This window comes from Roseivirga sp. 4D4, from assembly GCF_001747095.1.
Lineage (GTDB): Bacteria > Bacteroidota > Bacteroidia > Cytophagales > Cyclobacteriaceae > Roseivirga.
Map to the genome: position 1 here is coordinate 1,913,538 of NZ_MDGP01000001.1, position 24,397 is coordinate 1,937,934.

Sequence of the window (24,397 nt, forward strand, 5' to 3'; positions counted from 1 at the left end):
TATTTTGACAATGAGAAAAGTCTTCACCTACCTTTTCGCCCTAGTGCTCTTCATAGCGTGCGCTATGAATGACAGAATTGCCCCTCGCAATATCTCAGAATCTGTATTCGGTTTTGTAAAAAGAAATATCCAAAAGGATCGTAACGAACTTTTTGAGGATATGAAGAAAATCACACAAGAAGGTTTGATTCACTTTGAAGTATATGACGAGGCTGGTAGGTTAATTGCCACACTTCGCAAACCTTCGGATTTCAATGAGGACTTCGAAAGGAACTTCCACATTTCTAAAATGTCAATCAAGTCAGTCAGTTCTGCACAATTGACACTACCAACAAGCTTACCTTTCCAAGATTAAACAGCGACTTTTGCAGCCCATTCGGGCTTTGTAGTTCTAACTTTAGCCTTTAATTCGTTTAGAATATTATAAAGGCCGAAATAGGTTCTGTTAATATAGAGACCATCTCTTGCACCTCTGGCCTTCTCTGATTCTCTAAATTTTTTGGACTCAGAAATCACTTCACCCATCTGAAAAATCTTTTGGAAATAAGAGTCATCTCCAAAATCAAACTCGTCTTGATGGAACGGTTGGCCCAATAAGCCCATCATATCTTTTATAACTTCTGAGAAATATGCTTTGTCTTCAGCAGTATCTGAGTCATAAATAAACTGAAGCTGTTTGAAGGTCTCTTGTAGTCCTGACCCCGCAGTCAGCATGTCCTTTCTGATCAGGCTAAAATAAGGCTCATAGAACTGGTCTGGTATGACTTTAACACAACCAAAATCAATCACACCGAGAATACCATCATCACTGATAATAAAGTTACCAGGGTGTGGATCGGCATGCACCTGCCTTAAAGAGTGAATTTGATAGTCATAGAAGTCCCACATGGCCTGACCTACCCTATTTCGGGTTTCTTGATCAGGGTTAGACTGGATGAACTCCTTCAAAACTTTTCCGTCTAACCAGTCCATGGTAATCACTCGGCCAGCAGAATATTGCGGATAGTATTTTGGAAACCTTAGGTTTTCGATATGACTGCAAGCCTCAGAAATCTCGATCGACCTTTCCACTTCGAGCAGATAGTCAGTTTCTTCCAATAGTTTGGTTTCCACCTCTTCCATATAATGATCCAGATCCTTCTCATTCAAATTCATAAGACGAACGGCAAAGGGACGAACCAATTTGAGATCTGACTTAACGCTATCAGCCACACCGGGATACTGAATCTTTACGGCTAATTTCTTGTCTCCCTGAGTAGCTTCATGGACTTGACCAATGGAAGCTGCATTCCTTGCGTTCTTAGAGAAGCTATCGAAAATAGACGAAGGAGATTCCTTAAAATACTGCTGGAAAGTCTTTACTACCAAAGGATAGGAAAGCGGTGGAGCACTGTACTGAGCCATGGAAAACTTATCTTGGTAGGCCGTAGGAAGCATATTTTTATCCATACTCATCATTTGCGCTACCTTCAGAGCACTACCCTTTAACTCACTCAAAGAGTTATAGATATCCCTTGCGTTATCTTCATGCAACTCCTCTTTAGTCAATGAAGGGTTGACAACTTTTTTGGCATAATGCTTTACGTAATTGCCCCCAACCTTGGCTCCAGTTTTTACAAACTTTGCAGCACGCTGCACTTTTGAAGTTGGAATTTTCGACTGCTCTTTCATGCCTTTGTATCTAATGAATCTTACCTGTTCTGAAATAGGAACTTCCCGAAATCTACCATTGCGTCTAATGGACCACGACCCATTAAGTCAAACGCCAAATTCACAGACTTTTCGATCGCTGCATCTGTCTTTTCAAATGATTTACTATCATCTTTCATCCAAAAACCTAGGATAAAAAGAAATTGAAGCCATATAGCATCATCATACCGATCGCTGATCACTGGCCTAGTCGTTACTTCCTCTGTTTCTTTGGCTTCAAGCAATAAATCAGCGACCCAATCCTTAAATCCATGGCGAACACGCTCTAGGTAATAAGGCGTAATTTCTGGTCTCATTTTCTTTGGAACAGACTGCAGAATATAACTTCTGTTGGACTTTAGGTTCTCAATCCAAGTGTAGAAGAAGGCCAATAACTTTTCTCTTGCTGAGTAATCCCCGTAAACCTCTTCGGAGGTAATTGATTGGACAGTACTCTCGAACATATCAGACCAAATCTCTTTTTCAATATTTTCAAATGAATTGAAGTGGTCGTAAAACAACTCCTCTTTGACTTTCAGCTCTTTTACAAACTTGAAAATTGAGGCTGGTTTAGCTCCGTTTTCCAAAACGTATTCGATATACGCATCTTTGATTTTTTGTGCTGGATTTGCCTTTGCTCTTGGCTTTTTCTTAACTGCTGTGCCTTCCATATGCCGATAACATTTGATTAAGTGAAAAGGTTAGACTTATCATCATATATTTTCGGATTTGGCTGGCAAAAGTTGATGCCTAGACGGCTTTTCTTTGGATTATTTCAAAAAAAGATTCTCTATATGACTCACTAATTGGAATAAGCTGATCGCCAATCTTTATTTTACTCTTCTCAATACTATCAATGGCATCTAACGCAATCACAAATGACTTATGTACACGAACGAATTTAGCAGCAGGCAACACTGGCACTAACTTTGAAAAACTCTGCAAGGTCATCACCTTCTCCTCTTTGGTGACTATTCTCAAATAGTCCTTCATCCCTTCTATATATAAGATATCCGCAAGTTCAATCTTCTTGATTTTGTACTCGCTCTTAACAAAAATGTAATCAATAGCCTCAATTTCTATTTTGTCACTTTGCTTTTGGACCCTTTGTGCAGCCTTAAAGAAACGATCGAATGAAATGGGTTTTAACAAATAGTCGACTGCCTCTAATTCAAAACCTTCGACCGCATATTCATTATAAGCTGTCGTAAAAACGATGTCACACTTTCCTTTCACATGTTCTGCCAATTGAATGCCAGTTAGATCGGGCATCTGAATATCCAAGAACAACAAGTCAACCTTATTTTCATTCAGATAGCCAATGACCTCGATTCCTGTGTCAAAGGAGCCAACACATTCCAGCCATGGAATCTTCTGAACATAGGCTTGTAGAATTTCAATAGCCAGAGGCTCGTCATCTACTATTAGACATTTTATGTTCTCCATTTACTTGATGGTTAATGTTACTTTAAAACTATCAGACGATTCATTCACCGACAATGTGTGCTTTCCTTTGTATATGAGGTCTAATCTTCTTTTGATATTCTCAAGCCCAATACCCCCCACTTGATCCTTATTCACTGACATTCCCGAAGGAGGTAATGGGTTGGTAACTTCATAAACGAGTTTTGTACCAACAACTAGCCTAATGCGAATCGCCCCTTTTCTATTTAAGTCAAAGCCATGTTTGAATGCATTTTCTACAAAGGGCAACAAGATTAGAGGAGCAATTTGTCTTCGACTTATATCTCCTTCAAAAGAGAAGTCCACTATCTCCTCCGATTTAAATCGTAACTCTTGGAGGGCCACAAAGCTTTTGAGATGCTGTACCTCGTGCTCTAAGGGAACAAAATCCACGTCTGACTCATAGATCATATATCGCATAAGATCTGACAGTTTCATGATCGCCTCAGGAGCACCATCTGACTTCTTATATGCTAGTGTATGAATGTTATTGAGTGTATTGAAAAGAAAGTGCGGATTGATCTGTGACTTCAAAAAGGCGAGTTCACTGGATAGGTTTTGATTCTCCAATTCTCTCCGAATACGCTCGTTTTCAAACCAATCAAAGGTGAATTTACCGATACCCGCCATGGCGACAACAAACAGCGCTGCTAATGCGCGGATAAAAAAAACGACCTGAAATTCACCTGCTGCGATATTAGACAATGGCGTTGCATTCTCTGGGTACAGCCATAAGAACACATAATCTAATCCATAGCGACTTAATGGGTAGTTCAGAACAATGACCACAGTAATCAAAATGAACTTCCAGACCTTCCTGCCTACAAGCAATCGAGGAATTGCCCTCAAATAGTAATAGTAAAAAACGGGCAGATCCGTTAGAAGAATGGAAAAGAGAAAGAGAAGCGTAAATGTTTGACTACTTACGCGCTGTACATAAGTCGTATTATAAAACGATAAGTAAAGGACCCACGCTAGAACGTGGATAGCGACTACTGTTACTTGTCTATGATGAAGGCTCAACCACTTTTTCAGTGAAGACATAAGCTAAAAATAGTGTATTCTTTTCTTCCGGAATACTCATTGGTATTCGTCTAAAATGACGTAGCATAATTGATAGATGTTCAATTCCATTTGATATAGAAAACCCTCCAAGTGGTCGAGTAAAAAAATATGAAGTTATCAAAAGTAGCTTATTGCCCGTCATCTGATCAAACAGCAAAACTATGTCACAACCAATCATTCAGACCCATGGGCTTGACTTCTATTTCAAAGACTTCAAGGCACTGGATCAAATCAACCTTAAAGTTCCTAAGGGAAGCATTTATGGTTTTCTTGGTCCTAATGGTGCTGGTAAAACAACTACTATCCGAGTCTTACTCGACTTATTTCATCCAAAGGTTAACCAAGTCAAAATCTTTGGTAAAGAGCTCAGGGCGAATAAAGTTGAAATTCTCGGCAAGGTTGGGGCCCTCATTGAAAACCCATCGATCTATAAGCACTTAAGTGGAAGACAGAACCTGGAAGTAATTCGAAAAATGGTCGATGTACCCAAAGAACGTATCGATGAAGTGTTGAAGATTGTTCGCTTGATGGATAATGCTGATAAAAAAGCAAAGAACTATTCACTAGGAATGTGTCAAAGACTAGGGCTAGCCGGAGCTCTTTTGACCGATCCAGATCTATTGATTCTTGACGAACCCACCAATGGTTTAGACCCAAGTGGAATTATTGAGATGCGTGAATTGATCATAGAACTGAACAAAGAACATGGGAAGACTATTTTTCTCTCAAGCCACATTCTTTCAGAAATCGAGAAATTGGCAACAGATGTCGCCATTATTGATCAAGGTAAAATCTTATATCAGGGTAAATTAGAAGGGCTTCATCAAGATAACAGCGGTCTTGAATTGATTATTGAAACCAACGAGGTTTCTCAGGCTGCCGAGGTATTGAAATCCATGAACTACACCGTTTCAGAACACAATGGCCGTTCCATTCATATCCCAATCGGAGAAAAACAGGAGGTAGCACAAATCAATAGGGCATTGGTGGATAAGAATCTCGACATATATCAGTTGAAAACCTCCGAACAGAATCTGGAATCAATCTTTTTGAACATCACTAAAAAATTAGATCAATGAATGCTGCAATCGCTTTAAAAAGAGGAATATCAGCTGAGCTATATAAGTTTAGAAGAACCTTCATACTATGGTTTCTGATATTAGGCCCGGCCTTTATACCGGTAATTAATCTAATCATATTCTTAACACGTGGCGAACAGGTAATGGCTAACGGTGGGAACCCATGGCAAATGATACTCCAATTCAGTATTGAGCCAGGTAATTTCTTATTCCCATTCTTTGTGATGATAGTCGCCTTATTTGTCAACAGTATTGAGCACAACTCGAATACCTGGAAATTGATTTATACACAACCTTTATCAAGAGGTGTAATATACCTATCAAAGGTAAAAGTCTTTACTGTGATGATCTTTATGAGCCTAATGCTCTTTGGCATTTTCTCAGTACTGGTTGGCCAAATTGTGGGTGCACTTAAACCTGACCTTGGGTTCGATCAGGCTTTTGACAAGAGCCTCTTCTTCTCATTACCTTTTAAGGTGTTTTTAATGACAATGGGTTATGCCTCTATTCAATTCTGGATGAGTCAAAGATGGAAAAACCTAATGCTACCTTTGGGTATCGGCATTGCAGGTTTTATCTCCATTATGATTTTAGCTCAAGGCTGGAAATATGCCCCCTATCATCCATATGGCTATCAGATCTTAGGTCTCGGTAATGTTAGAGACCCAGAATTCCAAGTTTGGGGAAACATGGAATTTGTTTACAGAAGCCTGGGACTCGCAGTCATCATTTTTCTACTTGGTGGCGTTGAGAAGGTCAGAAAACGAATCATATGATCTATGTTATGAAAAAACATCAACCAAGGATTATCATTTTAATCAGGGTATTCCTTGGCCTAATATTTTTTACCGCTGGCATGTCTAAGCTCTATTTTGAGCATCAATTCCCCGGCCTTATCGGGCCTGTCTGGCTCGAAGAACGACTGGCTGAACATGACTTAGGAATGTATGCTCGATTTATTGCTTGTAGTCAAATTCTGGCTGGATTGCTCCTTTTTACACAACGCTTTGCAACCCTTGGTGCCATTTTATGCTTCCCGATCATACTTAATATTTTTATGGTTACCGTAAGTATGAAATGGCAAGGAACACCTTATGTCAATGCTTTCCTTGTATTACTCAATGCCTGGCTTTTGGCTTATGACTACCACAAACTCAAGTTTATTCTTACGGATAGTTTTGCTGAAGTAAAGAGGGTTCCGCTCGTGCGGAGAAACCTCAGGTCAGATTGGCTTTGGGGGTTTGCAGCAGTTGTAATCATTGCCTCAGTCCCGATTTCTTATTTAAGCCTTGAGTTGGCTTGGGGACTGAGTGCGGCTGGAGTAATTGGCATAATGATCAATCAACTAAACTCCAGAAAAAGAAAAAATGATCAGATAGAAGAAACATACACAAATTCTGATCGTCTTTAAGATATCCCACTTGTGGGATTTTATACATCCAAATCGTGCCCTGGCTGTTACGCGGCTGGGGTTCTTTTTTTATTAGGTGATTAGGTGATTAGGTGATTAGGTGATTAGGTGATTAGGTGATTAGGTGATTAGGTGATTAGGTGATTAGGTGATTAGGTGAAGTTCGAATTCTAGAAAATCAATCCTATTATTCATTATTAATTCTTCATTAAACATTCCAAGAGCTTCTAGCTTCTAGCTTCTAGCTTCTAGCTTCTAGCTTCTAGCTTCTAGCTTCTAGCTTCTAGCTTCTAGCTTCTAGCTTCTAGCTTCTAGCTTCTAGCTTCTAGCTTCTAGCTTCTAGCTTCTAGCGAAAAATAATTCTTAATTCTTAATTCTTAATTCTTAATTCTTAATTCTTAAAAAGGCTTCTTAATTAGAATTTCTAAATTGGTGTGTTAAGAAACACTGGATGACAGAAAATCAGGACATCAAAATCATTAAGGGCTTTGAGCATGTCAAATATGACCATGTGCACTACTCACATGAAGAAATGATAGCCCGTAGCCAAAAATTCTATAAATGGATGGAAACCAGGCGATCAGTTAGAGATTTTTCTGATAAGCCTGTACCTAAAGAAGTCATTGACAACATTCTGCTTTCTGCATCCACAGCTCCATCTGGCGCACATAAACAGCCTTGGACATTCTGCGTAGTGAGCAATCCAGAAATGAAATCCAAAATTCGTGAAGCGGCCGAAAAAGAAGAGTATGAAAGCTATACCAAGCGCATGAGCGATGAATGGCTGGATGACCTGAAGCCAATGGGCACCGATTGGGAAAAGCCATTTCTTGAAATCGCACCATACTTGATCATTGTTTTCAAAAGGCCGTTTGAATATGAGACTGACGGAAAAAAGCGGCAGAATTACTATGTAAACGAATCTGTCGGTCTAGCAGCAGGTATACTCATTACTGCCATTCATGATGCAGGTCTTGTTACGCTTACTCACACCCCTAGTCCAATGAATTTCTTACAAAAGATTCTGGATAGACCAGATAACGAAAGAGCCTTTCTTTTGCTCCCAGTTGGCTATGAAGCCGATGAAGTCTATGTACCGAATAACCGTAGAAAGAGTTTAGATGAAATGGCCGTCTTTTATGATTAAAAGAGGGTTTCTAATATCGCTCCTTTGTCTATACTGTATCGGGCTAAACGCTCAGCGATACCCTAAAAAGAAGATTTTAAAAGACCTTAAAGAACTTCCTGGATTCGAGAACGCTTTTATCGGCTTTACACTTTATGACCCTATAAAAGATAAAGTGATAGCAGAACAATATGCTGATCAATACATGACCCCAGCATCTGTGACCAAACTATTCACCTACGAGGCTGGCAAGAGTTATTTGCCTGATACGCTGCCAGCACTTGAATATGTGATTAAAGGTGACTCCCTCATTTTCTGGAGTACAGGTTACCCACTAACCTTGCACCCTGGTCATCCAGACTCAACTGTGATTGATTTCTTAGCAGAGAGCAACAAAAACCTCTTTTATTGGCCTCGTCCAATTGAAGATGAGCGCTTTGGCCCAGGCTGGGGATGGGATGACTATGCCGGTTACTATGGAGCTGAGAAATCTCTATTTCCGATCTATGGCAATAGTATTGAAGTAATTATAGATAGTGAGAACAGAACCTATTCCACTTCGCCAATCTATACTGGTTTGCGGTTCACCCAAAGTGATTCAATAGGTAAAAGAGCAAAAGTATCACGAGACGAGTTCTGGAACGAATTCGAAATCCAATACAAGGAGCTTCAGGATTCCGATTCGATAACAACCGATACACTCGTTCGTCCTTTTCGATATTCAAATCAACTTTTTCTGGATTTACTAGGTAAAGCCTCAAACAAGAAAATTCGACACATCAATGATTTTGAACGGCCAAACCAATTCAAGACACTCAATGGAGTTCCTTCTGACAGCCTCTACAAATGGATGCTTCAGCCTAGTGATAACCTGTTTGCGGAGCAAATCTTGATGATGGTTAGCGGTACTCTAAGCGATACTTTGAGTACAGGAAGAGGGATACTACAAGATGTTGGAGAGGTTATTACACATTCACATTTCACACTTAAAGAGAAGCTTATTTGGAAAGATGGATCTGGGCTTTCCAGATACAACATGTTCAAGCCTAATGAAATAAAGGACTTACTCAAAAGCCTCGACCTGAACAAAATGACTGAGTTATTACCTCAGGGCCAAAAATCTGGCACTTTGGATGAATGGTATTCACCAAATGTCTACGCAAAAACAGGCACACTCAGTAACAACCACAGTCTTGCGGGCTATCTCAGAACAGACAAGGGAAAGACGTTGATATTTGTGTTAATGGCAAATCACTACACCGCTTCTACCACTACTATCCGTGAAAGCTTCGGCATCATCCTAGAGAAGATCATAAAAGGGTTTTAGGTGATTAGGTGATTAGGTGATTAGGTGATTAGGTGATTAGGTGATTAGGTGATTAGGTGATTAGGTGATTAGGTGATTAGGTGATTAGGTGAAGTTCGAATTCTGGAAAATCAATCCTATTATTCATTATTAATTCTTCATTAAACATTCGAAGAGCTTCTAGCAAAAATTAAACATTCATAATTCCCCTATCACAATTCCATTACCACTCTTAAAAAAGTTAGCTCCGCCTTCAAGTCTGATCATTAAATTGAGGACTTAATTCAACCGAATCATAATGCTTAGAAAATCACTATCCTTTCTATGCGCGATGGTCTTATGCGCTCCGCTAGCTCTCGCCCAAAACATTACTTCAGAAACTTTCAATGGTCTAAGACTCAGAAATATTGGCCCTGCTACTATGAGTGGCCGGGTTGTTGACCTGGCTGTAGTTGAAAGTGACCCTTACACCTTCTATGTGGCCACAGCTACGGGAGGCATTTGGAAGACGACCAACAATGGCGTCAATTTTAAACCCGTCTTTGAAAGAGAAGCCACTCACTCTATTGGTGCCATCACCGTGCATCAAGCCTATCCAAACCATGTATGGGTCGGTACGGGAGAACGTGCCAACCGACAAAGTTCTGGCTGGGGAGATGGCGTATATAAGTCTTCTGACGGTGGTAAGTCCTGGACCAATGTAGGTTTAAAAGACTCACACCATGTGGGTAGAATTGCCCTTCATCCAACTGACACCAACACTGTGTACGTAGCTGCCATGGGACATTTATGGGGAGCAAATAATGAAAGAGGACTATACAAAACTACTGACGGTGGTAAAACATGGGATAGAATCATCTATGTAGATGACGATACCGGAGTAGTAGATGTAGCGCTCGATCCTGAGAACCCACAGATCGTTTACGCAGCCACGTACCAACGTAGAAGAAAACCCTTTGGCTTTCATGGTGGCGGACCTGGCAGTGGACTACACAAATCTACAGATGGAGGAAAAACATGGAAAGAATTAAGAGTTGGTTTACCTGAGGGTGAGTTTGGTCGTATTGGCATCACCATTTACAGGAAGGACCCTAACCTGATCTATGCATCGGTAGAACAAGGCTTTCAATACAATGCTTCAACGGCTTACAATGAAAGAAGAGCAGGGTTCTATCGCTCACTAGACAAAGGAGAAACTTGGGAATTCATGAGTGACTGGAACCCAAGACCAATGTATGCAAGTCAGCCATTAGTGGATCCTAGTGATGCTTCTCGCATCTACATGATGAACCAGTACAGTTATTCCAGCGATAGTGGAAGAACTTTTAGACCAGTACGTCAGTCGCTTCACGGAGATGACAGGATTTTCTGGGTTAACCCGAAAGATTCTCGACATGTCATGAAAGGCGATGACGGGGGTATTGGCATCTCTTATGATCGAGGTGTTAACTGGCTACTTGTCAGCAATCTACCTGTAAGTCAATATTATAGGGTAGCAGTAGATATGGCTGAGCCTTACAATGTGTATGGCGGTCTTCAAGACAATGGCAGTTGGGTTGGACCAAGCCAGACTTATCGTAGTGCTGGTATTCTGAATGAAGATTGGAAAAAACTTGGTGGTGGCGATGGTTTCCTGAACCTACCCCATCACACCGACCCAGATATCGTATATACTGAATCTCAATACTTAGGCCTTTCAAGGCTGAATATGAAGAATGGTCAGAGACAATCCATCCGACCAGGCGATCCACAAGGCAGAATTGGAGCACGAAGAAACTGGACTTCTTGGGGACCAGGAACTGAGGAGCCGGAACTAGGCAATGCTATGGAACCAGCCAACTGGGATGGCCCTTTCTTCCTTTCGTATCACGACCCAAACACCATCTATGCCGGAACAGAACAGCTTTGGAAGAGTACAGATGGAGGAGCCACCTGGAAAACACTTGGAAACTTGACCACACGTGTGAACCGTAGAGAATTGACCATTATGGGGCAAAGAGCTGACACCAGTACGCATTCACTGGATGATGGTATCCCCTACTACCCAACACTTACAGCAGTAGCCGAGTCAAAACAAAAACAAGGAATGCTTTACGTGGGTACGGATGATGGATTGATGCAAATCTCATCTGACGATGGAAAAACGTGGACTGATGTGACCTCAAGACTCTCAGGATTGCCGAAAGAAACTTGGGTAAACACAATCGAAACCTCTTGGCATCATGCAGGTACCGCCTATGTGGCAATCAATAACTACCGCAATGACGACTTTACAAACTATGTCTATAAGACCACTGACTTTGGTCAGACCTGGACATCGGTAGCGGGCGATCTACCTAAAAATCGTGTGGCTAGAACGTTGAGAGAAGATCCTAAAAACCCTAATGTATTATATCTGGGTACAGAATTAGGGCTGTTTGTTTCGATCAATGGTGGTAGAAACTGGGTTGAGTTGAAAAACAATATGCCAACGCTACCTTTCAACGATTTGGTCATTCATCCTCGTGATAATGATCTCATTCTGGCTACACACGGTCGTGGTGTTTGGATTCTCGACAACATTAGCGTCATTCAGGAATTGGCTGATGTAGCGGATCAAGAAGCCGCCCTCTTCAGCATTCCCGAGGCCAAAATGATCAATTACAATATTGGCGGTGCACATACGGGAGATATGTATTACCGTGGAGAAAATCCACGCAGGGGGGCTTCTATGGATATCTACCTGAAAGATACGGTATCAAGGAAAGACATCAGCCTATCCATTTTTGATCTGGAAGGAAACCTTATTCAGGAATTGAATCCATCTGGAAAGAAAGGAATTCAACGGGTCTATTGGAACTTCCAGCACAAAGCCTTCAAAGCCGCCAATACTGATCCATCTTCTAATCGAAGAGGAAGAAGAGGCTTCGGTCTTTTCGGCCCAGGTGTTGACCCAGGGATTTATGTGGCTAGACTAGAAGTCAATGGTAAAAAATACGAACAGCAATTCAAGGTCAGTGACGACCCAAGACTCAAAGTTGATATCAATGTTAGAAAAGTTTGGACCGCGTCTCTTTTTGAGATTGGAGCCTTGTATGAGCAGGTCATTGATGAAATGCATGGTGCTCAAAAAATGCAATGGCATTTGAACAAACTCGATAAAGACAATATCAGCTACAATGAAGGTGCAGTAGCTCCGATAAAGGAAATCAATAGAAAGTATGGTGAGTTAATGAGCCGAATCAGATCGCTTTATTTTGGGGTTTCAAGTTGGATTGGCCCTTGGAGCGGAGATCAGAAAGCACAATTTGAATACTATCAATCCATGATACCGAAACTAGCTAGTGAACGAGATGATGTTCTAAAAAGGACCATACCAAGGCTAAATAGAGGTATGAAAAAGGAAAATCGATTTACAGTACAAGACTAATAACTGATTTAACGAAAACAGAATCATGAAAATAAGAACCCAGCTCCTAGTGCTTTTATTAAGCACATGTTCCTTAATAACATTTGGACAAAGTCGAAAAATTGATGTAGAGTCCACTGTTGTAACCAACCATGAAGTGACCATTAAAGGGAAGAAAGTCCCCTATTCAGCAACTGTTGGTACTCAACCGGTTTGGAACAACGATGGTGACCCCGTAGCCACGCTGTTCTTCACCTTTTACCAAAGAACGGGCGTTAAGGATAAGGACACTCGCCCATTAGTCATTTCCTTCAATGGTGGACCAGGTTCGGCCTCTGTGTGGATGCACTTGGCCTATACGGGACCCAAAATTCTAAAAATTGATGATGAGGGTTACCCAATTCAACCTTACGGTGTAAAAGACAATCCACATTCTATCCTTGATGTTGCTGATATTGTTTTCGTGAACCCAGTAAATACGGGATATTCAAGAATAGTGGATCCTGAAGCTGACAGAAGCCAATTCTTTGGAGTAAATCAGGACATCAACTATCTAGCTGAGTGGATAAATACCTTCGTTACCAGGACCGACAGATGGAATTCTCCTAAGTTCTTAATTGGTGAAAGCTATGGCACCACCAGAGTATCAGGCCTGTCTTATCGACTTCAAAACAGTCACTGGATGTACTTAAACGGTGTGATTCTGGTTTCCCCTACTGGATTAGGCATCGACAGAGATGGACCTGTGAATCAAGCCAACAGACTTCCGTATTACGCTGCCGCAGCTTGGTACCATAAGCAGTTGCCTAGCGATCTTCAGAACAAAGATTTACTGGATGTACTTAAAGAAGCCGAGAACTATACCATGAACGAACTGTTGCCGACACTAGCTAAAGGAGCGTGGGCAACAGATGCTGAAAAGCAGGAGGCAGTAAAGATGTTCTCAAGATATTCTGGACTCAATGAAGAAGTAATTCGTCAACATAACCTGGACGTCCCTACCGGTTTCTTCTGGAAAGAATTATTGCGAGATGAGGGTCACACGGTCGGTAGGCTAGATTCTAGATACAAAGGTCTTGATCGAATGGATGCCGGTATGAGCCCGGATTTCAATTCTGAGCTCACTTCATGGCTACACTCTTTTACACCAGCAATCAATGGCTACTTTCAAAACTTCCTGAACTACAAAACCGATATCAAATACAACATGTTTGGTCCGGTAAGCCCTTGGGATAGAAGTGGGGACAATACGGGAGAAAATCTTCGGCAGGCAATGGCCATGAATCCGTATTTGCATGTAATGACGCAAAGCGGTTACTATGATGGAGCGACCACATATTTCAATGCCAAATACAACATGTGGCACATGGACCCTAGCGGGAAGCTGAAAGACAGAATGAGTTTTAAAGGCTATAGAAGCGGTCATATGATGTACTTGAGAGCGGAAGACCTGAAAAATGCGAATGAGGATATTCGAGTATTTATTAAGAATTCAATTCCTCCAGCAGGAACACCGGCCAAATACTAGACAAAAGATATAAAGCAATGACCTCATCCGAAATGCAAGCCAAATTCAATGAAGCCTGGGCTTTGAGAAATAAGGGCAATTCGGAGGAGGTCCTGCTCATTGCAGAACAGTACTTAAAGAACTCCAAGACTCCTGAAGATAAAGCACTTTTCCTCAAGTTATATGCCCAGGTATATAGCGATACGGGACGTTTGAGAGAGGCCCTAGCCCACTACAAAGAGATTGAACGCATATACATCCAAATCAAGGATGAGGCAAAGCAAATGCATGCCTTGAGACATGTTGGTGATCTATATCATCAATTGGGTGAGTTCGAATGTGCTCAAAAATGCCTTGTTCAAGTCGTAGACTACAATGAAGAGCACGAGGTTAACATCCTCGAAAAGGCCAATACGCATAGGGTATACGCCTTAGCGGTAGAAAATTCACACAATGCTTCGGAAGCAAAAGTTCATTGGCAAAAGGGTGAGTCCTACTACGCTCAGTTGGGAATCGAAGAAGGCGTGAATGAATGCAGAGATCATTTAGAGTGATCAACTCACTCTACACATCATGCAACGCACACTGCCTCCACCATACTTTTCAATGGTAGGAATATCAACCGACAATATTTTGGAATAGCGTTGAATTGTATCTTTCTGATCTTCTGAAAGGCTATTGAATGCAGTCGAAGACATGACAAGGACTGAATTCCCCTCACCATCTAGTACTTCTAACATATTACCTGCAAAGGCATACATCTGATCCATTGAGAGTGGGATTATCTCATGTCCAGTGGTTTCAAGTGCTTCGACAACAGTGTCTTGCTCTTCTTCAGGTATAGAATCTAAACAGATCACTGCATACTTTTCTCCAATGCACATGATCACGTTTGTATGATAAACTGATAGGCCTTCCTTATCAAAGGCATCGAAAGTAAAGGCATCAAAACCGGTTACTTTGCAGAATTCCTCAATGACATCGATATCCGTTCTGGAAGACAAACAGGCATAAGCCAACTCATGCTCATAATCCAGCACCATACTTCCGGTACTCTCTAAGAATTTCTCCTCTGTTTCGAACCTAGATAGATCAATAACTTCTCCGATAGCAACTCCCTCATGTTCCAATTGCTTCAGCACCTCTGATCTTCGTTCCCATCGTCTATTCTCTGCTAGCATGGGATAGAGTAAAGTCTTATCTCCGTGAAAAGAGACCCAATTGTTTGGGAATACGGCATTCGGCTTAACCGGATTATCTGTGTCCTCAATGACATGTACCTTGATTCCATTGCTCCTCAATTCGGAAACAGCAGTGTCAAACTCAGCAATGGCCTTATGGCTAATTTCGTCAACGGCATCAGCACCATCCTCATTTTGGAAAGAATTTGACGATGCTGTGGTTTGGTCAAAACCGAAGTGTTTCGGTCTTACCATCATTATCTCTCTTGATCCTTGCGTTATCATAAACTCGACTATTTTCGCTTCGCAATATTCGTACTTATGCCAAATCCAAACAAGGTATCTGGTGCAAGCTCTGACATGGCAAAGCCTCCGAAGAAGTCAATCTGCAGGTTGGGACCAAGTAAATACAGTAAACCAAAATCGATACTTTGTTGAGAGCTAACATTCTCCTTGAAGCCATAACCCTCCAAAAATACAGTCAACTTTGGAGACACTGTAAAGCCTAAGTTCAAGGTCCAAAGTCCAACATTACTTGAGTTCTCAATTAGTATAATTCCAACGTTATAACTGATGTTAAATTTGTCTGAAATGTTGTTCTGAAAATTGACTCTCAAGTCTGCAGTTGTTCCGCCTCCACTGGACAAAAACTGACCACCCACATGGCCATTCAAAGCCACTGCCGGACGCCATCCATCCTCCTCTACAAATTGATATTTTACACCAATAGTTGTAGGCCCAAAAGAGGCATCAGATTTTTCGGTAATTACGTCATCAATCAGCTCTCGAGTGCGTCCATATTCCTGATTCAATCGGAGCTCTAATTTGTCAGAAATTCCGTACCTAAGAAGTAGACTATTGTAAACTATATTCTGAAATTTGAAGTCAACGCTATTGGCAAAATTAATAACTGACTGATTGGTTTGCTGCTGATAAAATCCCGTTTCAATCTGAAATAATCCGGGCGTGATGACATAAGGAGAAGTAGTTTGCGTAGGCCGATCAGTTGCTATTGTAGAAGTAGAATTATCTTCTACTTGTGCAAGAAGTGGTAGCCCCAAAAACCATAAAAGAGAAACAATGTACAGTCGTTTCATATTCGAACATTAAGATTTGTCGACAAGTAAGTCAAAAGCCGGTAAAACGTAATAGAAAGACTTACAAAAGTCAGATTTCAATTTTTAGACATGTCTAAAAATTCTCTTTAAGGTGTTTTATATCAATAATTTAAATACCTCTTACTTATGTCTTTCTTTAAGAATTTGAATTACATCCTCCAAAGTAAATTCTTTTGCCTCTAGTAGCATAAGAAAATGGAAAATCAGGTCGGCCGCTTCGTTTTTAAAGAGTTCAGCATTGTCATCTTTGGCTTCTATCACCAACTCGACAGCCTCCTCACCCACCTTCTGCGCAAGCTTGTTAATTCCTTTTTCAAACATGCGTGCGGTGTAAGACTCGTCTGGCGACTGCGTCTTCCGTTCTCTTATTACCTCACTGAGATAGTCAAGAAATGAAGCGCCAGTTATGTTCTCTTCACCCCAACAAGTATCATCACCGGTATGACAAGTTGGGCCCTCAGGATTCACTTTTACAAGCAGTGCATCCTGGTCACAATCGACTGAAATACTGACCAGGTTTAAGTAGTTATTTGAGGTCTCACCTTTGGTCCATAATCGCTGTTTTGAGCGACTAAAAAAAGTCACCTTTTGAGTGCTCAAAGTCTGCTCAATTGAAGCTTCATTCATATAGCCAAGCATCAGCACTTTGCTGGTTTGAGCATCTTGAATTATCGCAGGAACCAACCCTGAGTTTTCGTCAAATTTGACTTGGTTAATGGATTCGAATTTCCTCATTGTGTAAGCCTTATAGGGATGTCTTTTGAAGCTAAATATGTCTTAAGTTCCGGAACGGAAATTTCTTTAAAATGGAAGATACTCGCGGCCAAAGCAGCGTCTGCCTTTCCATGAGTAAACGAGTCTACAAAGTGTTCCATATTACCAGCACCTCCGGATGCAATGACTGGTACTGATAGCATTTGTGAAACCTCACAAGTAAGCTCATCCGCAAAACCTGCTTTGGTGCCATCGTGATCCATAGAGGTCAATAAGATCTCACCCGCGCCTCGTTTTGTAACTTCCTTGGCCCACTCCAGGGTTCTGAGTTCAGTAGGCGTTCTACCTCCTCTTACGTGAACTATATGTTCTCCATCCACAAACCTCGTATCAATAGCTACAACAACGCATTGACTTCCAAACTCCAATGCCAGCTCATTAATCAGCTCCGGACGTTTGACAGCAGAAGAGTTAATGGAGATCTTGTCTGCTCCAGCATTAAGCAGTGCAGATACATCCTCAATAGAACTTATACCTCCACCTACTGTAAATGGGATATTGATTTGAGCTGCAACCCTTCTTACAAGGTCTACCAGCGTCTTTCTCTTCTCAACTGTCGCTGTGATATCCAGAAAAACCAACTCATCGGCACCCTCTTCGGCATAACGGGCCGCCAGCTCGACTGGGTCTCCGGCATCTCGAAGGCCAACAAAGTTGATGCCCTTAACGGTACGGCCGTCTTTTATATCCAAGCAGGGTATGATTCTTTTCGTTAGCATAACTATTCAAATGAAGCTAGTTCTTCAAGGCTTATACGTCCTTCATAATAGGCTTTGCCCACTATTGTTCCATAAACACCCATTTGTTCTAATCGTTTTAGGTCTTCCATAGAAGATACACCACCACTTGCAATCAGTTTAAGATCAGGAAAAGCCTTGATAATCTTTTCATATAGATCAAATGAGGGCCCTTGAAGCAAACCATCCTTACTAACATCAGTGCAAATACAGTCGGTAATACCCAACTCAACATACTCTCTTAGAAACTCAAAAAGGTCAAGACCTGAGTCTTCTTGCCATCCGTTAATGGCAACCTTCTCATTCTGGACATCAGCACCTAAAATGATGGTTTCAGCCCCATATTTAGCAATCCATTCCTTAACTAGGGACCTATCCTTTACAGCAATACTCCCTGCTGTCACCTGGTGAGCTCCGGCCTTTAGAACTTCTTCAATTGAGGAATTGGATTTAACGCCTCCTCCAAAGTCTATTTTTAGTTCGGTGCCCTTACTGATTGCTTCCAGGACGTTCAAATTGGTTGGCTTACTGGCTTTGGCTCCCTCCAAGTCAACCACATGCAGCCGATCGATTCCGGCAGACTCAAAAGCCCGAGCGACCGCTAATGGATCATCATTATACTCGGTCTTCTGGTTATAGTCACCTTGGGTAAGCCGGACGGCCTTGCCTCCTATTATATCTATTGCTGGTATTATCTTCATTTTGAATGATTAATGTTCAATTATGAATGTTTAGACAAGGCTTTTTGACTTGATTTGACAATTGCCGTAAGCATACGAATCAATTCTTCATTCTTTTCCAAAATTGACTCTAAATCCAATTCGACTAAACCACCATATTGACTCAATAGCAACCAGTATTTTGTCTCACGTGCCTCTTTTGACGAAATGGACATCTTATGGGCAAAATCTCTCTTAGAGATTGCCGCCTGAGCTTCTTGGACATTAGCACCTATGCTTGTTCCTGAACGTAGTAACTGCTTAGACAGAATAAATTCCTTTTGAGCCTGCATTTCTTTATACTTCTCGATTATCATTAATGAAAACTCAAAACTCTTCTTTTCAATCGGATTGCCTGAAAACTCCATATCACTAGCATTATTTTTAAATAATTAAATTTAAAATTCAACACTAATAATTCATAATCCCAAGAAATTAGCCAAGATCTTCTCACCTACTTTACCACTCTTTTCAGGGTGCGCCTGCAATGCATAGAAATTATCCTTGTGCAAGGCTGCAGAAAAGGGATTAATGTAGTCTGTCACAGCGATAGTTTCGTTACTTAGTTCGGCATAATAGCTATGTACAAAATACACGTATGGATCGTTTGGAAGATCATTAAAGAGTGGTGAATCCATTTGTGTCAACGTATTCCACCCCATTTGCGGAACTTTCAGCTTTGGCTCAAATCTCTTTACCTTAATATCAAAAATGCCCAGACATTCAGTATCATTCTCTTCGGTATGAGAACAAAGCAGTTGCAAGCCAAGGCAGACACCGAAAACAGGTTGTTTCAGATCCTTGATTACCGTATCAAGTTGCTTTTCCTTCAAGAATCGCATGGCAGTACTTGCCTCACCAACTCCGGGAAAGATTACTTTATCTGCAGACTGAATAACCTCACTGTCTGCAGAAAGCACAGGCTCAACTCCCAGTCTGTTTAAGGCATGGGTTACAGATTGCACGTTACCTGCATTGTAGTTTACAATGACTACGCTCATAGCTCTAGAAAACTCTCCGTTTCACAAAGTGTTTAAACAGTCGCTTCTCTTGCTTTTAAGCGCTCTTCTATCTTAGACTTGATCTCTGGCAATGATTCGTAAAGCTGCTCGTATGAGTCAATAATGAAGTAGTTTTCCTGCATATTATCCTTTCTATAAGGCGTATCAAGAATAGTATCTACATCATATTCGAAATGGTTCGGCTCGTCAGAAAGTGAAAACTTAGTTTCACCAGATGATGATAGAATGCCAGCTCCATAGATTTTCAATTCTCCCTCTTCTCTAATCAGGCCAAATTCAATCGTGAACCAATAAATTCTCGACAAAAGGTGAATTGCCCACTCATCGTCAATCCACTCTTGCCCGAACTTACTGATCGCCTGCAAGAAGTCTACGAATGACTGATTAGCCAATAATGGAATATGTGCGAACACATCATGAAACATATCTGGCTCTTCCAAATAATCCAGTTCGCTCATTTTTCTCACCCAAGTGGTGGCAGGGAACTTCTTATTAGCCATTAGGTCGAAGAAAAGCCCATCTTCAACTATACCTGGCACTGCGTAAATCTCCCACCCAGTAAGTTCACGCAATAATTTGTTGGTTTCCTCAAAATTAGGAATGGCCTTACCATTAAAGTTAACTTTATCCAGGCCGATCAAGAATTCTTTGGTTGCTGCCTTTGGTAAAGCTGGGAATTGACGATCGAAAAGTATATTCCACACTTTCTGATCTTCTGCTGTGTAATTTTCGTAATTCTGTTTCATTGCTACGGGTTGTAATGTTTTGTTCTTGGATTTGGTTCAAATCAAGAGCCCGGTCATAAAAAAACCCGGCTCTTTCGGAACCGGGTTTTATATTTTCAGTTAATTATTTCTTTTCTGATTACATATAACTACCGTTCCGCAACAAGTTGTTGTGATAATAGTGGTAGTGATATGCTTTGTTTTTCAACATCGATTCAAAGGTAATACCCATTTCAGATTATCCAAATGACTTAACCAGTTTTTTAAATCAACGGTCAGTCAACCGATATTATTCGCTCCTCAATACTTTGGACGGATTTACCAAGGCGGTTCTCACCGCTTGATAGGCAATTGTCAGCATAGTTATTAGGATAGCGAAGACTGCAGCCACTATAGCCACATCAGCACCGATATTAATGCGATAAACATAATCGCTTAACCAATCTCCCATAAAGAAATATGCAGTCGGCAAACCTACCAATAGAGCTATCACTATAAGCTTTAGAAAGTCTGCGGATAGCAAAAACAAAATTGACTTAAAGGACGCCCCTAAGACTTTACGAATCCCCATTTCTTTAGCCCTATGCAGAGCTATGAATGAAATCAGACCAAACATTCCTAGGCAAGCAATGAATACAGCAATGCTGGCAAAAGTAAGAAATACATTACCCAAGCGGGATTCAAACCTGTACATACGATTGTAATAGTCATCCATAAATTCATAGTCAAATGGTAGACCTGGTGCCGCTTCTATCAAATTGGATTCTATAAACTGCAATGTTTCAGGCAAGTCATTGGTTTCCAACTTTACATAGCCCGTATAAGACTGATTAGGGTTGTATAAGATCACAAAAGGCTCAATGCGTTGCTGCATGGATTTGAAATGAAAGTCTTTCACCACCCCTTGAACAGGCCCTTCATAACCTCCAATGACTACATTCTGCCCTACAGCTTCTTCGGCCGACCAGTTGAAGAGTTTAGCAGCAGTTTCGTTGATAATATAGGTTGGGTTCAACCCTGCCGTGTCAAGTTCATTGAAAGGTACTGCTCGTTCCATAAGACTAAGTCCACTTAACAACTCCATACCCATGAGATCCATAAATTCCTTATCGGCACTTAAAAAATAAATCAATTCATAGTCATCTTCGGTGGGGCCAGTTTGGATACCGTGTGCCGAACCAACACTTACTGGCACATTGGAGGCCATGCTCACGGACTTAATATTAGGGTTAGTCATGAGTGTGTTTTTGAAGGACTCGTAGTTCTTCTTCAAATCTCCATCTGCCGTAAAGAAGATCACTTGTTCTTTATCCAAACCGATATTCTTGTCCTGGATGAAATTCAGCTGTTTCTTGACCACAAGTGTTGCCACCACCAAGAAAGCCGAAATAGCAAATTGTACAATCACTAAAAACTTTCGTAGTCTATTCCCAGACCCAGAGTGAGTGAACTTACCTTTTAACACTGTAACTGGCTTAAACATTGAAAGCACCAAGGCTGGATAAATACCTGCCAGAAATGTGATTATCAGTCCAAGCCCACATAAAAACAGAAGAAACTCTGATTTAAACAGGTATACGGTATTCAGTCTTTCTCCTGCCAGATCATTAAAATAAGGTAGCAGCCAATAGCTAAAAGCGATAGAAATTGCGAGCGATAGAAATACGAACAAGAATGACTCTCCTAAAAACTGACCTATAAGTTGCCTCCTGTGCTCGCCAACAACTTTACGGATTCCTACTTCTTTGGCTCTTTCTAAAGACCTTGAGGTTGCCAGATTCACATAGTTAATGCAGGCTATCAATAAGATGAGGAAAGCCACCACAGAAAAGATGTAGACATATTGGATATCACCTACTCTCCCTAGTTCATAATTGAGTTTAAATCTTTTCTGAAGATAGATGTCATTCAAAGACTGCAAGTATGTACCACTATCTTCACTTTCTGTGGGCATATCTAACTCCACATTTACTTTCTCTTCTACTTTTTGTTCAAAGGCAATCGGATCAACATTATCTTCTAACCTTAGAAAGGTTTGAAAGCTCCAGTTTGACCAGGTTTCTCGCTGTGCCCATCTTAGTTCTTTAAAAGGGATTAAGAAATCAAATTGCATCATCGAATTGGCTGGTGGGTCAAGAACAACTCCGGCAATAGCATACTGCTCTCCCTCTCTTATCAATGTCTTTCCAACAACATCCTGAGTGCCATAGTATTTCATGGCAGCTTTTTGCGTGATAACAAGCGTCTTTGGCTTAGAAAGAATTCCCTCTTCATTTCCTTGGAGTAAGGGGAAAGTAAAGACATCGAAGAAAGCAGTATCAGCGAAATAAGCGTTAGTTGTAAATGGTTGATTGTCAATTTTCATGATTTGACCTCCAAGTTCAATCACTCTGACGCTGTGCCTCACCTCTTCTTCAAAGTTTCGCTTGAGGAAGGGGCCCACAATGTTTGGGGTGATGGCGTCCTCACCATTAGTTACCCTGAAAATTTTGTCCTTTTGTTCGTGAAATTGATCAAAGCTCAGCTGATGTTGTACGTAGAGGACTATCAGAATAAAACTAGTGAGACCAACCGCAAGTCCTGATAGGTTAATGATAGAATAGGCTTTGTGCTTTTTGGCGCTTCTAAAAGCGACCTTGAAATTGTTTTTGACCATAGCTAAATTGTTTTGAGAATATCTTTTTGAGTTTCTTCTTTTGAGGGTATGCCACCTTATAAACTTGAGCACATTGAGCCAGTACTTCTTTTTGGCCTGGGCCAAGCCATACTTTTCACAATGATCTAGAAAACGCTCTTCAAGATCTCCCGCAATCTCTTCCTGCAATGGATCGTCACAATACCAATGGAAGATCCTCTCTGCTAACCTTGGTGGTTTCTTATCTTGAGTCTTACTCATGATTGGCCTCCTCCGAATACATAGTCTGGTATTTTCGACCAGAGGTACTGTCTGTGTTCTTTGGCTTCCAGCAAAGCAGACTTTCCTGCCGAAGTGACCTCAAAGATTCGCTTGCGCCTCCCGCCCCTTTTTTCGGAGGCACCTCCTAAGTCAGACTTCACATAGCCCTTTTCTTCAAGCCGATAGAGCGCGGTATGTACTGAACTCATATTCACCGATCTACCCAACTCCTCTTCAATCACATTAGTGATTGAAAGGCCATAGGCTTTACCTTGTTGTGTAGCCACCACGAGCAGTACTGTTTCTTCAAACTCGCCTAAAAAGTGTCTTCTTTCCATTGATTCAATATCTTACCCATTAGTAAAACTAATAAAAACAAGCATCTACATAAACTAGGATGCACTCAATCAGTAATTCGTTGCACTGAATCGCATATTATAATAGACGAAGTGTTGTCAGGAACATTACGTCTACGTTTTGTCTAGCGGGGTATGGAACATACTTAATCTATAAATTCTTACATTTGCTGTGACACTACCACTACATTGACATGATTAAGGCGGCTAAACTCTCTCTCTGCGCATTGGTTTTGACACTTTGCGCGTGCAGCAACTCCATTGACGTTGATCCTGATACAGGATTTGAAATATTCACAATTCCTGCAGGCTCACATAATTCCATTGTTAGAAGCGAAGCATTCACAGGTTCTGGAATAGATATCAAGGCAATATTTGATAACAGTGCGGAATATACCTTAGAAGTGACTTCTGATCAGGCAGATATCAACAAACTCATCGGCTTCTCAGATTGCGCTCAGCATCATCAAAGTGAAAGTGGCCGTATTGGTTGGAGATGGTTCAACAATGAATTACAAATTTTAGCCTACACCTATCTGGAGGGCAACCTTTCATTCGAACTTATGGGAGCGATTCCTTTAAATACCGAAGTAGATTTATCCATAAGAATTGTTGGAGATACTTATCAGTATTCAGGCACAGGACTTGAGTCAGTCACCATGCAAAGAAGTAGTAATTGTGATTCAGGTGAAAACTACTGGCTGTGGCCATATTTTGGTGGTAACCAAACCGCACCACATGAAGTAAAAATTCAATTGAAAAGAACTGTGATTGACTAGTTCGGCTTTCCTTAAAAAAAGGCCATGCAATTGCAATTGCATGGCCTTTTTCTTG

Annotated in this window: 23 protein-coding genes and 1 pseudogene; 10 read left to right on the forward strand and 14 right to left on the reverse strand. The window is 41.0% G+C overall.

Annotation, left to right across the window (positions count from 1 at the left end; translation table 11 throughout):
* The first annotated feature begins 10 nt into the window (after nucleotides 1-10).
* Entirely contained in the window at nucleotides 11-355 is a 345-nt protein-coding gene (locus tag BFP97_RS08245) for a hypothetical protein (protein ID WP_139135234.1), read from the forward strand.
* Here the strand turns inward: BFP97_RS08245 and BFP97_RS08250 are convergent.
* The 4 genes from BFP97_RS08250 to BFP97_RS08265 form a co-directional block, all read right to left on the reverse strand.
* The gene (locus BFP97_RS08250; protein WP_069841967.1) at nucleotides 352-1,671 is read right to left on the reverse strand and encodes an ABC1 kinase family protein; all 1,320 of its coding nucleotides are present in this window, start codon (nucleotides 1,669-1,671) and stop codon (nucleotides 352-354) included. The genes BFP97_RS08245 and BFP97_RS08250 overlap by 4 nt on opposite strands.
* Nucleotides 1,672-1,691: 20 nt before the next feature.
* A complete protein-coding gene (locus BFP97_RS08255; RefSeq protein ID WP_069841968.1) occupies nucleotides 1,692-2,360 on the reverse strand; it encodes a TetR/AcrR family transcriptional regulator in 669 nt (222 codons plus the stop codon).
* Nucleotides 2,361-2,439: 79 nt separating this feature from the next.
* Nucleotides 2,440-3,135 carry a LytR/AlgR family response regulator transcription factor gene (locus tag BFP97_RS08260; protein ID WP_069841969.1) on the reverse strand — a complete coding sequence of 232 codons (696 nt, stop codon included), beginning with the start codon at nucleotides 3,133-3,135 and terminating at the stop codon, nucleotides 2,440-2,442.
* Complete coding sequence (locus BFP97_RS08265) at nucleotides 3,136-4,197, reverse strand: sensor histidine kinase (RefSeq protein WP_083262477.1); 1,062 nt, start codon at nucleotides 4,195-4,197, stop codon at nucleotides 3,136-3,138.
* Nucleotides 4,198-4,379: 182 nt separating this feature from the next.
* Here BFP97_RS08265 and BFP97_RS08275 point away from each other — a divergent pair, with 182 nt between their 5' ends.
* The 8 genes from BFP97_RS08275 (at nucleotide 4,380) to BFP97_RS08310 (ending at nucleotide 14,589) form a co-directional block, all read left to right on the forward strand.
* Nucleotides 4,380-5,297, forward strand: a complete 918-nt coding sequence (locus BFP97_RS08275) for an ABC transporter ATP-binding protein (RefSeq protein ID WP_069841972.1) — start codon at nucleotides 4,380-4,382, stop codon at nucleotides 5,295-5,297.
* Nucleotides 5,294-6,073 carry an ABC transporter permease gene (locus BFP97_RS08280; RefSeq protein ID WP_069841973.1) on the forward strand — a complete coding sequence of 260 codons (780 nt, stop codon included), beginning with the start codon at nucleotides 5,294-5,296 and terminating at the stop codon, nucleotides 6,071-6,073. Before BFP97_RS08275 ends, BFP97_RS08280 begins: the two co-directional genes overlap by 4 nt.
* An 80-nt stretch (nucleotides 6,074-6,153) precedes the next feature.
* Complete coding sequence (locus BFP97_RS08285; protein ID WP_170827431.1) at nucleotides 6,154-6,708, forward strand: hypothetical protein; 555 nt, start codon at nucleotides 6,154-6,156, stop codon at nucleotides 6,706-6,708.
* A gap of 451 nt (nucleotides 6,709-7,159) precedes the next feature.
* Entirely contained in the window at nucleotides 7,160-7,855 is a 696-nt protein-coding gene (locus BFP97_RS08290; RefSeq protein ID WP_069841975.1) for a nitroreductase family protein, read from the forward strand.
* Nucleotides 7,830-9,161: a D-alanyl-D-alanine carboxypeptidase gene (locus tag BFP97_RS08295; protein WP_069841976.1), complete on the forward strand. Its 1,332-nt coding sequence runs from the start codon at nucleotides 7,830-7,832 to the stop codon at nucleotides 9,159-9,161. Before BFP97_RS08290 ends, BFP97_RS08295 begins: the two co-directional genes overlap by 26 nt.
* Before the next feature lie 277 nt (nucleotides 9,162-9,438).
* Nucleotides 9,439-12,549, forward strand: a complete 3,111-nt coding sequence (locus BFP97_RS08300) for a WD40/YVTN/BNR-like repeat-containing protein (RefSeq protein WP_083262478.1) — start codon at nucleotides 9,439-9,441, stop codon at nucleotides 12,547-12,549.
* A 25-nt stretch (nucleotides 12,550-12,574) separates the two neighbouring features.
* Nucleotides 12,575-14,056 (forward strand): S10 family peptidase, encoded by a 1,482-nt coding sequence (locus BFP97_RS08305; protein ID WP_069841978.1) that lies wholly within the window; start codon nucleotides 12,575-12,577, stop codon nucleotides 14,054-14,056.
* Between the two features lie 17 nt (nucleotides 14,057-14,073).
* Nucleotides 14,074-14,589: a hypothetical protein gene (locus tag BFP97_RS08310; RefSeq protein ID WP_139135236.1), complete on the forward strand. Its 516-nt coding sequence runs from the start codon at nucleotides 14,074-14,076 to the stop codon at nucleotides 14,587-14,589.
* Here BFP97_RS08310 and ctlX read toward each other — a convergent pair whose 3' ends face one another.
* The 10 genes and pseudogenes from ctlX to BFP97_RS08360 form a co-directional block, all read right to left on the reverse strand.
* Nucleotides 14,590-15,501 carry a citrulline utilization hydrolase CtlX gene (gene ctlX, locus BFP97_RS08315; protein ID WP_221406596.1) on the reverse strand — a complete coding sequence of 304 codons (912 nt, stop codon included), beginning with the start codon at nucleotides 15,499-15,501 and terminating at the stop codon, nucleotides 14,590-14,592. It abuts the gene before it with no gap.
* An 8-nt stretch (nucleotides 15,502-15,509) separates the two neighbouring features.
* On the reverse strand, nucleotides 15,510-16,313 hold the full coding sequence (locus tag BFP97_RS08320; RefSeq protein WP_069841980.1) for a transporter: 804 nt from the start codon (nucleotides 16,311-16,313) through the stop codon (nucleotides 15,510-15,512).
* A 141-nt stretch (nucleotides 16,314-16,454) separates the two neighbouring features.
* Nucleotides 16,455-17,069, reverse strand: a complete 615-nt coding sequence (hisIE, locus tag BFP97_RS08325; protein WP_069841981.1) for a bifunctional phosphoribosyl-AMP cyclohydrolase/phosphoribosyl-ATP diphosphatase HisIE — start codon at nucleotides 17,067-17,069, stop codon at nucleotides 16,455-16,457.
* Nucleotides 17,066-17,827: an imidazole glycerol phosphate synthase subunit HisF gene (gene hisF / locus BFP97_RS08330; RefSeq protein WP_069841982.1), complete on the reverse strand. Its 762-nt coding sequence runs from the start codon at nucleotides 17,825-17,827 to the stop codon at nucleotides 17,066-17,068. Before hisF ends, hisIE begins: the two co-directional genes overlap by 4 nt.
* A gap of 2 nt (nucleotides 17,828-17,829) precedes the next feature.
* Nucleotides 17,830-18,546, reverse strand: a complete 717-nt coding sequence (gene hisA / locus BFP97_RS08335; protein WP_069841983.1) for a 1-(5-phosphoribosyl)-5-[(5-phosphoribosylamino)methylideneamino]imidazole-4-carboxamide isomerase — start codon at nucleotides 18,544-18,546, stop codon at nucleotides 17,830-17,832.
* A 20-nt stretch (nucleotides 18,547-18,566) separates the two neighbouring features.
* Nucleotides 18,567-18,932, reverse strand: a complete 366-nt coding sequence (locus tag BFP97_RS08340) for a four helix bundle protein (RefSeq protein WP_069841984.1) — start codon at nucleotides 18,930-18,932, stop codon at nucleotides 18,567-18,569.
* Between the two features lie 51 nt (nucleotides 18,933-18,983).
* Nucleotides 18,984-19,565, reverse strand: coding sequence for an imidazole glycerol phosphate synthase subunit HisH (gene hisH, locus BFP97_RS08345; protein WP_069841985.1), 582 nt, complete (start codon nucleotides 19,563-19,565; stop codon nucleotides 18,984-18,986).
* A gap of 32 nt (nucleotides 19,566-19,597) precedes the next feature.
* A pseudogene (locus tag BFP97_RS08350) lies at nucleotides 19,598-20,338 on the reverse strand (phenylalanine 4-monooxygenase); the annotation flags it as partial.
* A gap of 262 nt (nucleotides 20,339-20,600) precedes the next feature.
* Nucleotides 20,601-23,207, reverse strand: coding sequence for an ABC transporter permease (locus tag BFP97_RS08355; RefSeq protein WP_069841987.1), 2,607 nt, complete (start codon nucleotides 23,205-23,207; stop codon nucleotides 20,601-20,603).
* The gene (locus tag BFP97_RS08360; RefSeq protein ID WP_069841988.1) at nucleotides 23,204-23,545 is read right to left on the reverse strand and encodes a PadR family transcriptional regulator; all 342 of its coding nucleotides are present in this window, start codon (nucleotides 23,543-23,545) and stop codon (nucleotides 23,204-23,206) included. The genes BFP97_RS08355 and BFP97_RS08360 overlap by 4 nt, the downstream gene beginning before the upstream one ends.
* Nucleotides 23,546-23,757: 212 nt before the next feature.
* Here BFP97_RS08360 and BFP97_RS08365 point away from each other — a divergent pair, with 212 nt between their 5' ends.
* Nucleotides 23,758-24,342: a hypothetical protein gene (locus tag BFP97_RS08365; protein ID WP_069841989.1), complete on the forward strand. Its 585-nt coding sequence runs from the start codon at nucleotides 23,758-23,760 to the stop codon at nucleotides 24,340-24,342.
* Nucleotides 24,343-24,397 lie beyond the last annotated feature (55 nt).

What these genes read in the sequence shown, in the direction of transcription:
- BFP97_RS08245 (WP_139135234.1), top strand. Translation starts at nt 11, where the DNA reads ATGAGAAAAGTCTTCACCTACCTTTTCGCCCTAGTGCTCTTCATAGCG.
- BFP97_RS08250 (WP_069841967.1), bottom strand. Translation starts at nt 1,671, where the DNA reads ATGAAAGAGCAGTCGAAAATTCCAACTTCAAAAGTGCAGCGTGCTGCA.
- BFP97_RS08255 (WP_069841968.1), bottom strand. Translation starts at nt 2,360, where the DNA reads ATGGAAGGCACAGCAGTTAAGAAAAAGCCAAGAGCAAAGGCAAATCCA.
- BFP97_RS08260 (WP_069841969.1), bottom strand. Translation starts at nt 3,135, where the DNA reads ATGGAGAACATAAAATGTCTAATAGTAGATGACGAGCCTCTGGCTATT.
- BFP97_RS08265 (WP_083262477.1), bottom strand. Translation starts at nt 4,197, where the DNA reads ATGTCTTCACTGAAAAAGTGGTTGAGCCTTCATCATAGACAAGTAACA.
- BFP97_RS08275 (WP_069841972.1), top strand. Translation starts at nt 4,380, where the DNA reads ATGTCACAACCAATCATTCAGACCCATGGGCTTGACTTCTATTTCAAA.
- BFP97_RS08280 (WP_069841973.1), top strand. Translation starts at nt 5,294, where the DNA reads ATGAATGCTGCAATCGCTTTAAAAAGAGGAATATCAGCTGAGCTATAT.
- BFP97_RS08285 (WP_170827431.1), top strand. Translation starts at nt 6,154, where the DNA reads ATGTCTAAGCTCTATTTTGAGCATCAATTCCCCGGCCTTATCGGGCCT.
- BFP97_RS08290 (WP_069841975.1), top strand. Translation starts at nt 7,160, where the DNA reads ATGACAGAAAATCAGGACATCAAAATCATTAAGGGCTTTGAGCATGTC.
- BFP97_RS08295 (WP_069841976.1), top strand. Translation starts at nt 7,830, where the DNA reads ATGAAATGGCCGTCTTTTATGATTAAAAGAGGGTTTCTAATATCGCTC.
- BFP97_RS08300 (WP_083262478.1), top strand. Translation starts at nt 9,439, where the DNA reads ATGCTTAGAAAATCACTATCCTTTCTATGCGCGATGGTCTTATGCGCT.
- BFP97_RS08305 (WP_069841978.1), top strand. Translation starts at nt 12,575, where the DNA reads ATGAAAATAAGAACCCAGCTCCTAGTGCTTTTATTAAGCACATGTTCC.
- BFP97_RS08310 (WP_139135236.1), top strand. Translation starts at nt 14,074, where the DNA reads ATGACCTCATCCGAAATGCAAGCCAAATTCAATGAAGCCTGGGCTTTG.
- ctlX (WP_221406596.1), bottom strand. Translation starts at nt 15,501, where the DNA reads ATGATAACGCAAGGATCAAGAGAGATAATGATGGTAAGACCGAAACAC.
- BFP97_RS08320 (WP_069841980.1), bottom strand. Translation starts at nt 16,313, where the DNA reads ATGAAACGACTGTACATTGTTTCTCTTTTATGGTTTTTGGGGCTACCA.
- hisIE (WP_069841981.1), bottom strand. Translation starts at nt 17,069, where the DNA reads ATGAGGAAATTCGAATCCATTAACCAAGTCAAATTTGACGAAAACTCA.
- hisF (WP_069841982.1), bottom strand. Translation starts at nt 17,827, where the DNA reads ATGCTAACGAAAAGAATCATACCCTGCTTGGATATAAAAGACGGCCGT.
- hisA (WP_069841983.1), bottom strand. Translation starts at nt 18,546, where the DNA reads ATGAAGATAATACCAGCAATAGATATAATAGGAGGCAAGGCCGTCCGG.
- BFP97_RS08340 (WP_069841984.1), bottom strand. Translation starts at nt 18,932, where the DNA reads ATGGAGTTTTCAGGCAATCCGATTGAAAAGAAGAGTTTTGAGTTTTCA.
- hisH (WP_069841985.1), bottom strand. Translation starts at nt 19,565, where the DNA reads ATGAGCGTAGTCATTGTAAACTACAATGCAGGTAACGTGCAATCTGTA.
- BFP97_RS08355 (WP_069841987.1), bottom strand. Translation starts at nt 23,207, where the DNA reads ATGAGTAAGACTCAAGATAAGAAACCACCAAGGTTAGCAGAGAGGATC.
- BFP97_RS08360 (WP_069841988.1), bottom strand. Translation starts at nt 23,545, where the DNA reads ATGGAAAGAAGACACTTTTTAGGCGAGTTTGAAGAAACAGTACTGCTC.
- BFP97_RS08365 (WP_069841989.1), top strand. Translation starts at nt 23,758, where the DNA reads ATGATTAAGGCGGCTAAACTCTCTCTCTGCGCATTGGTTTTGACACTT.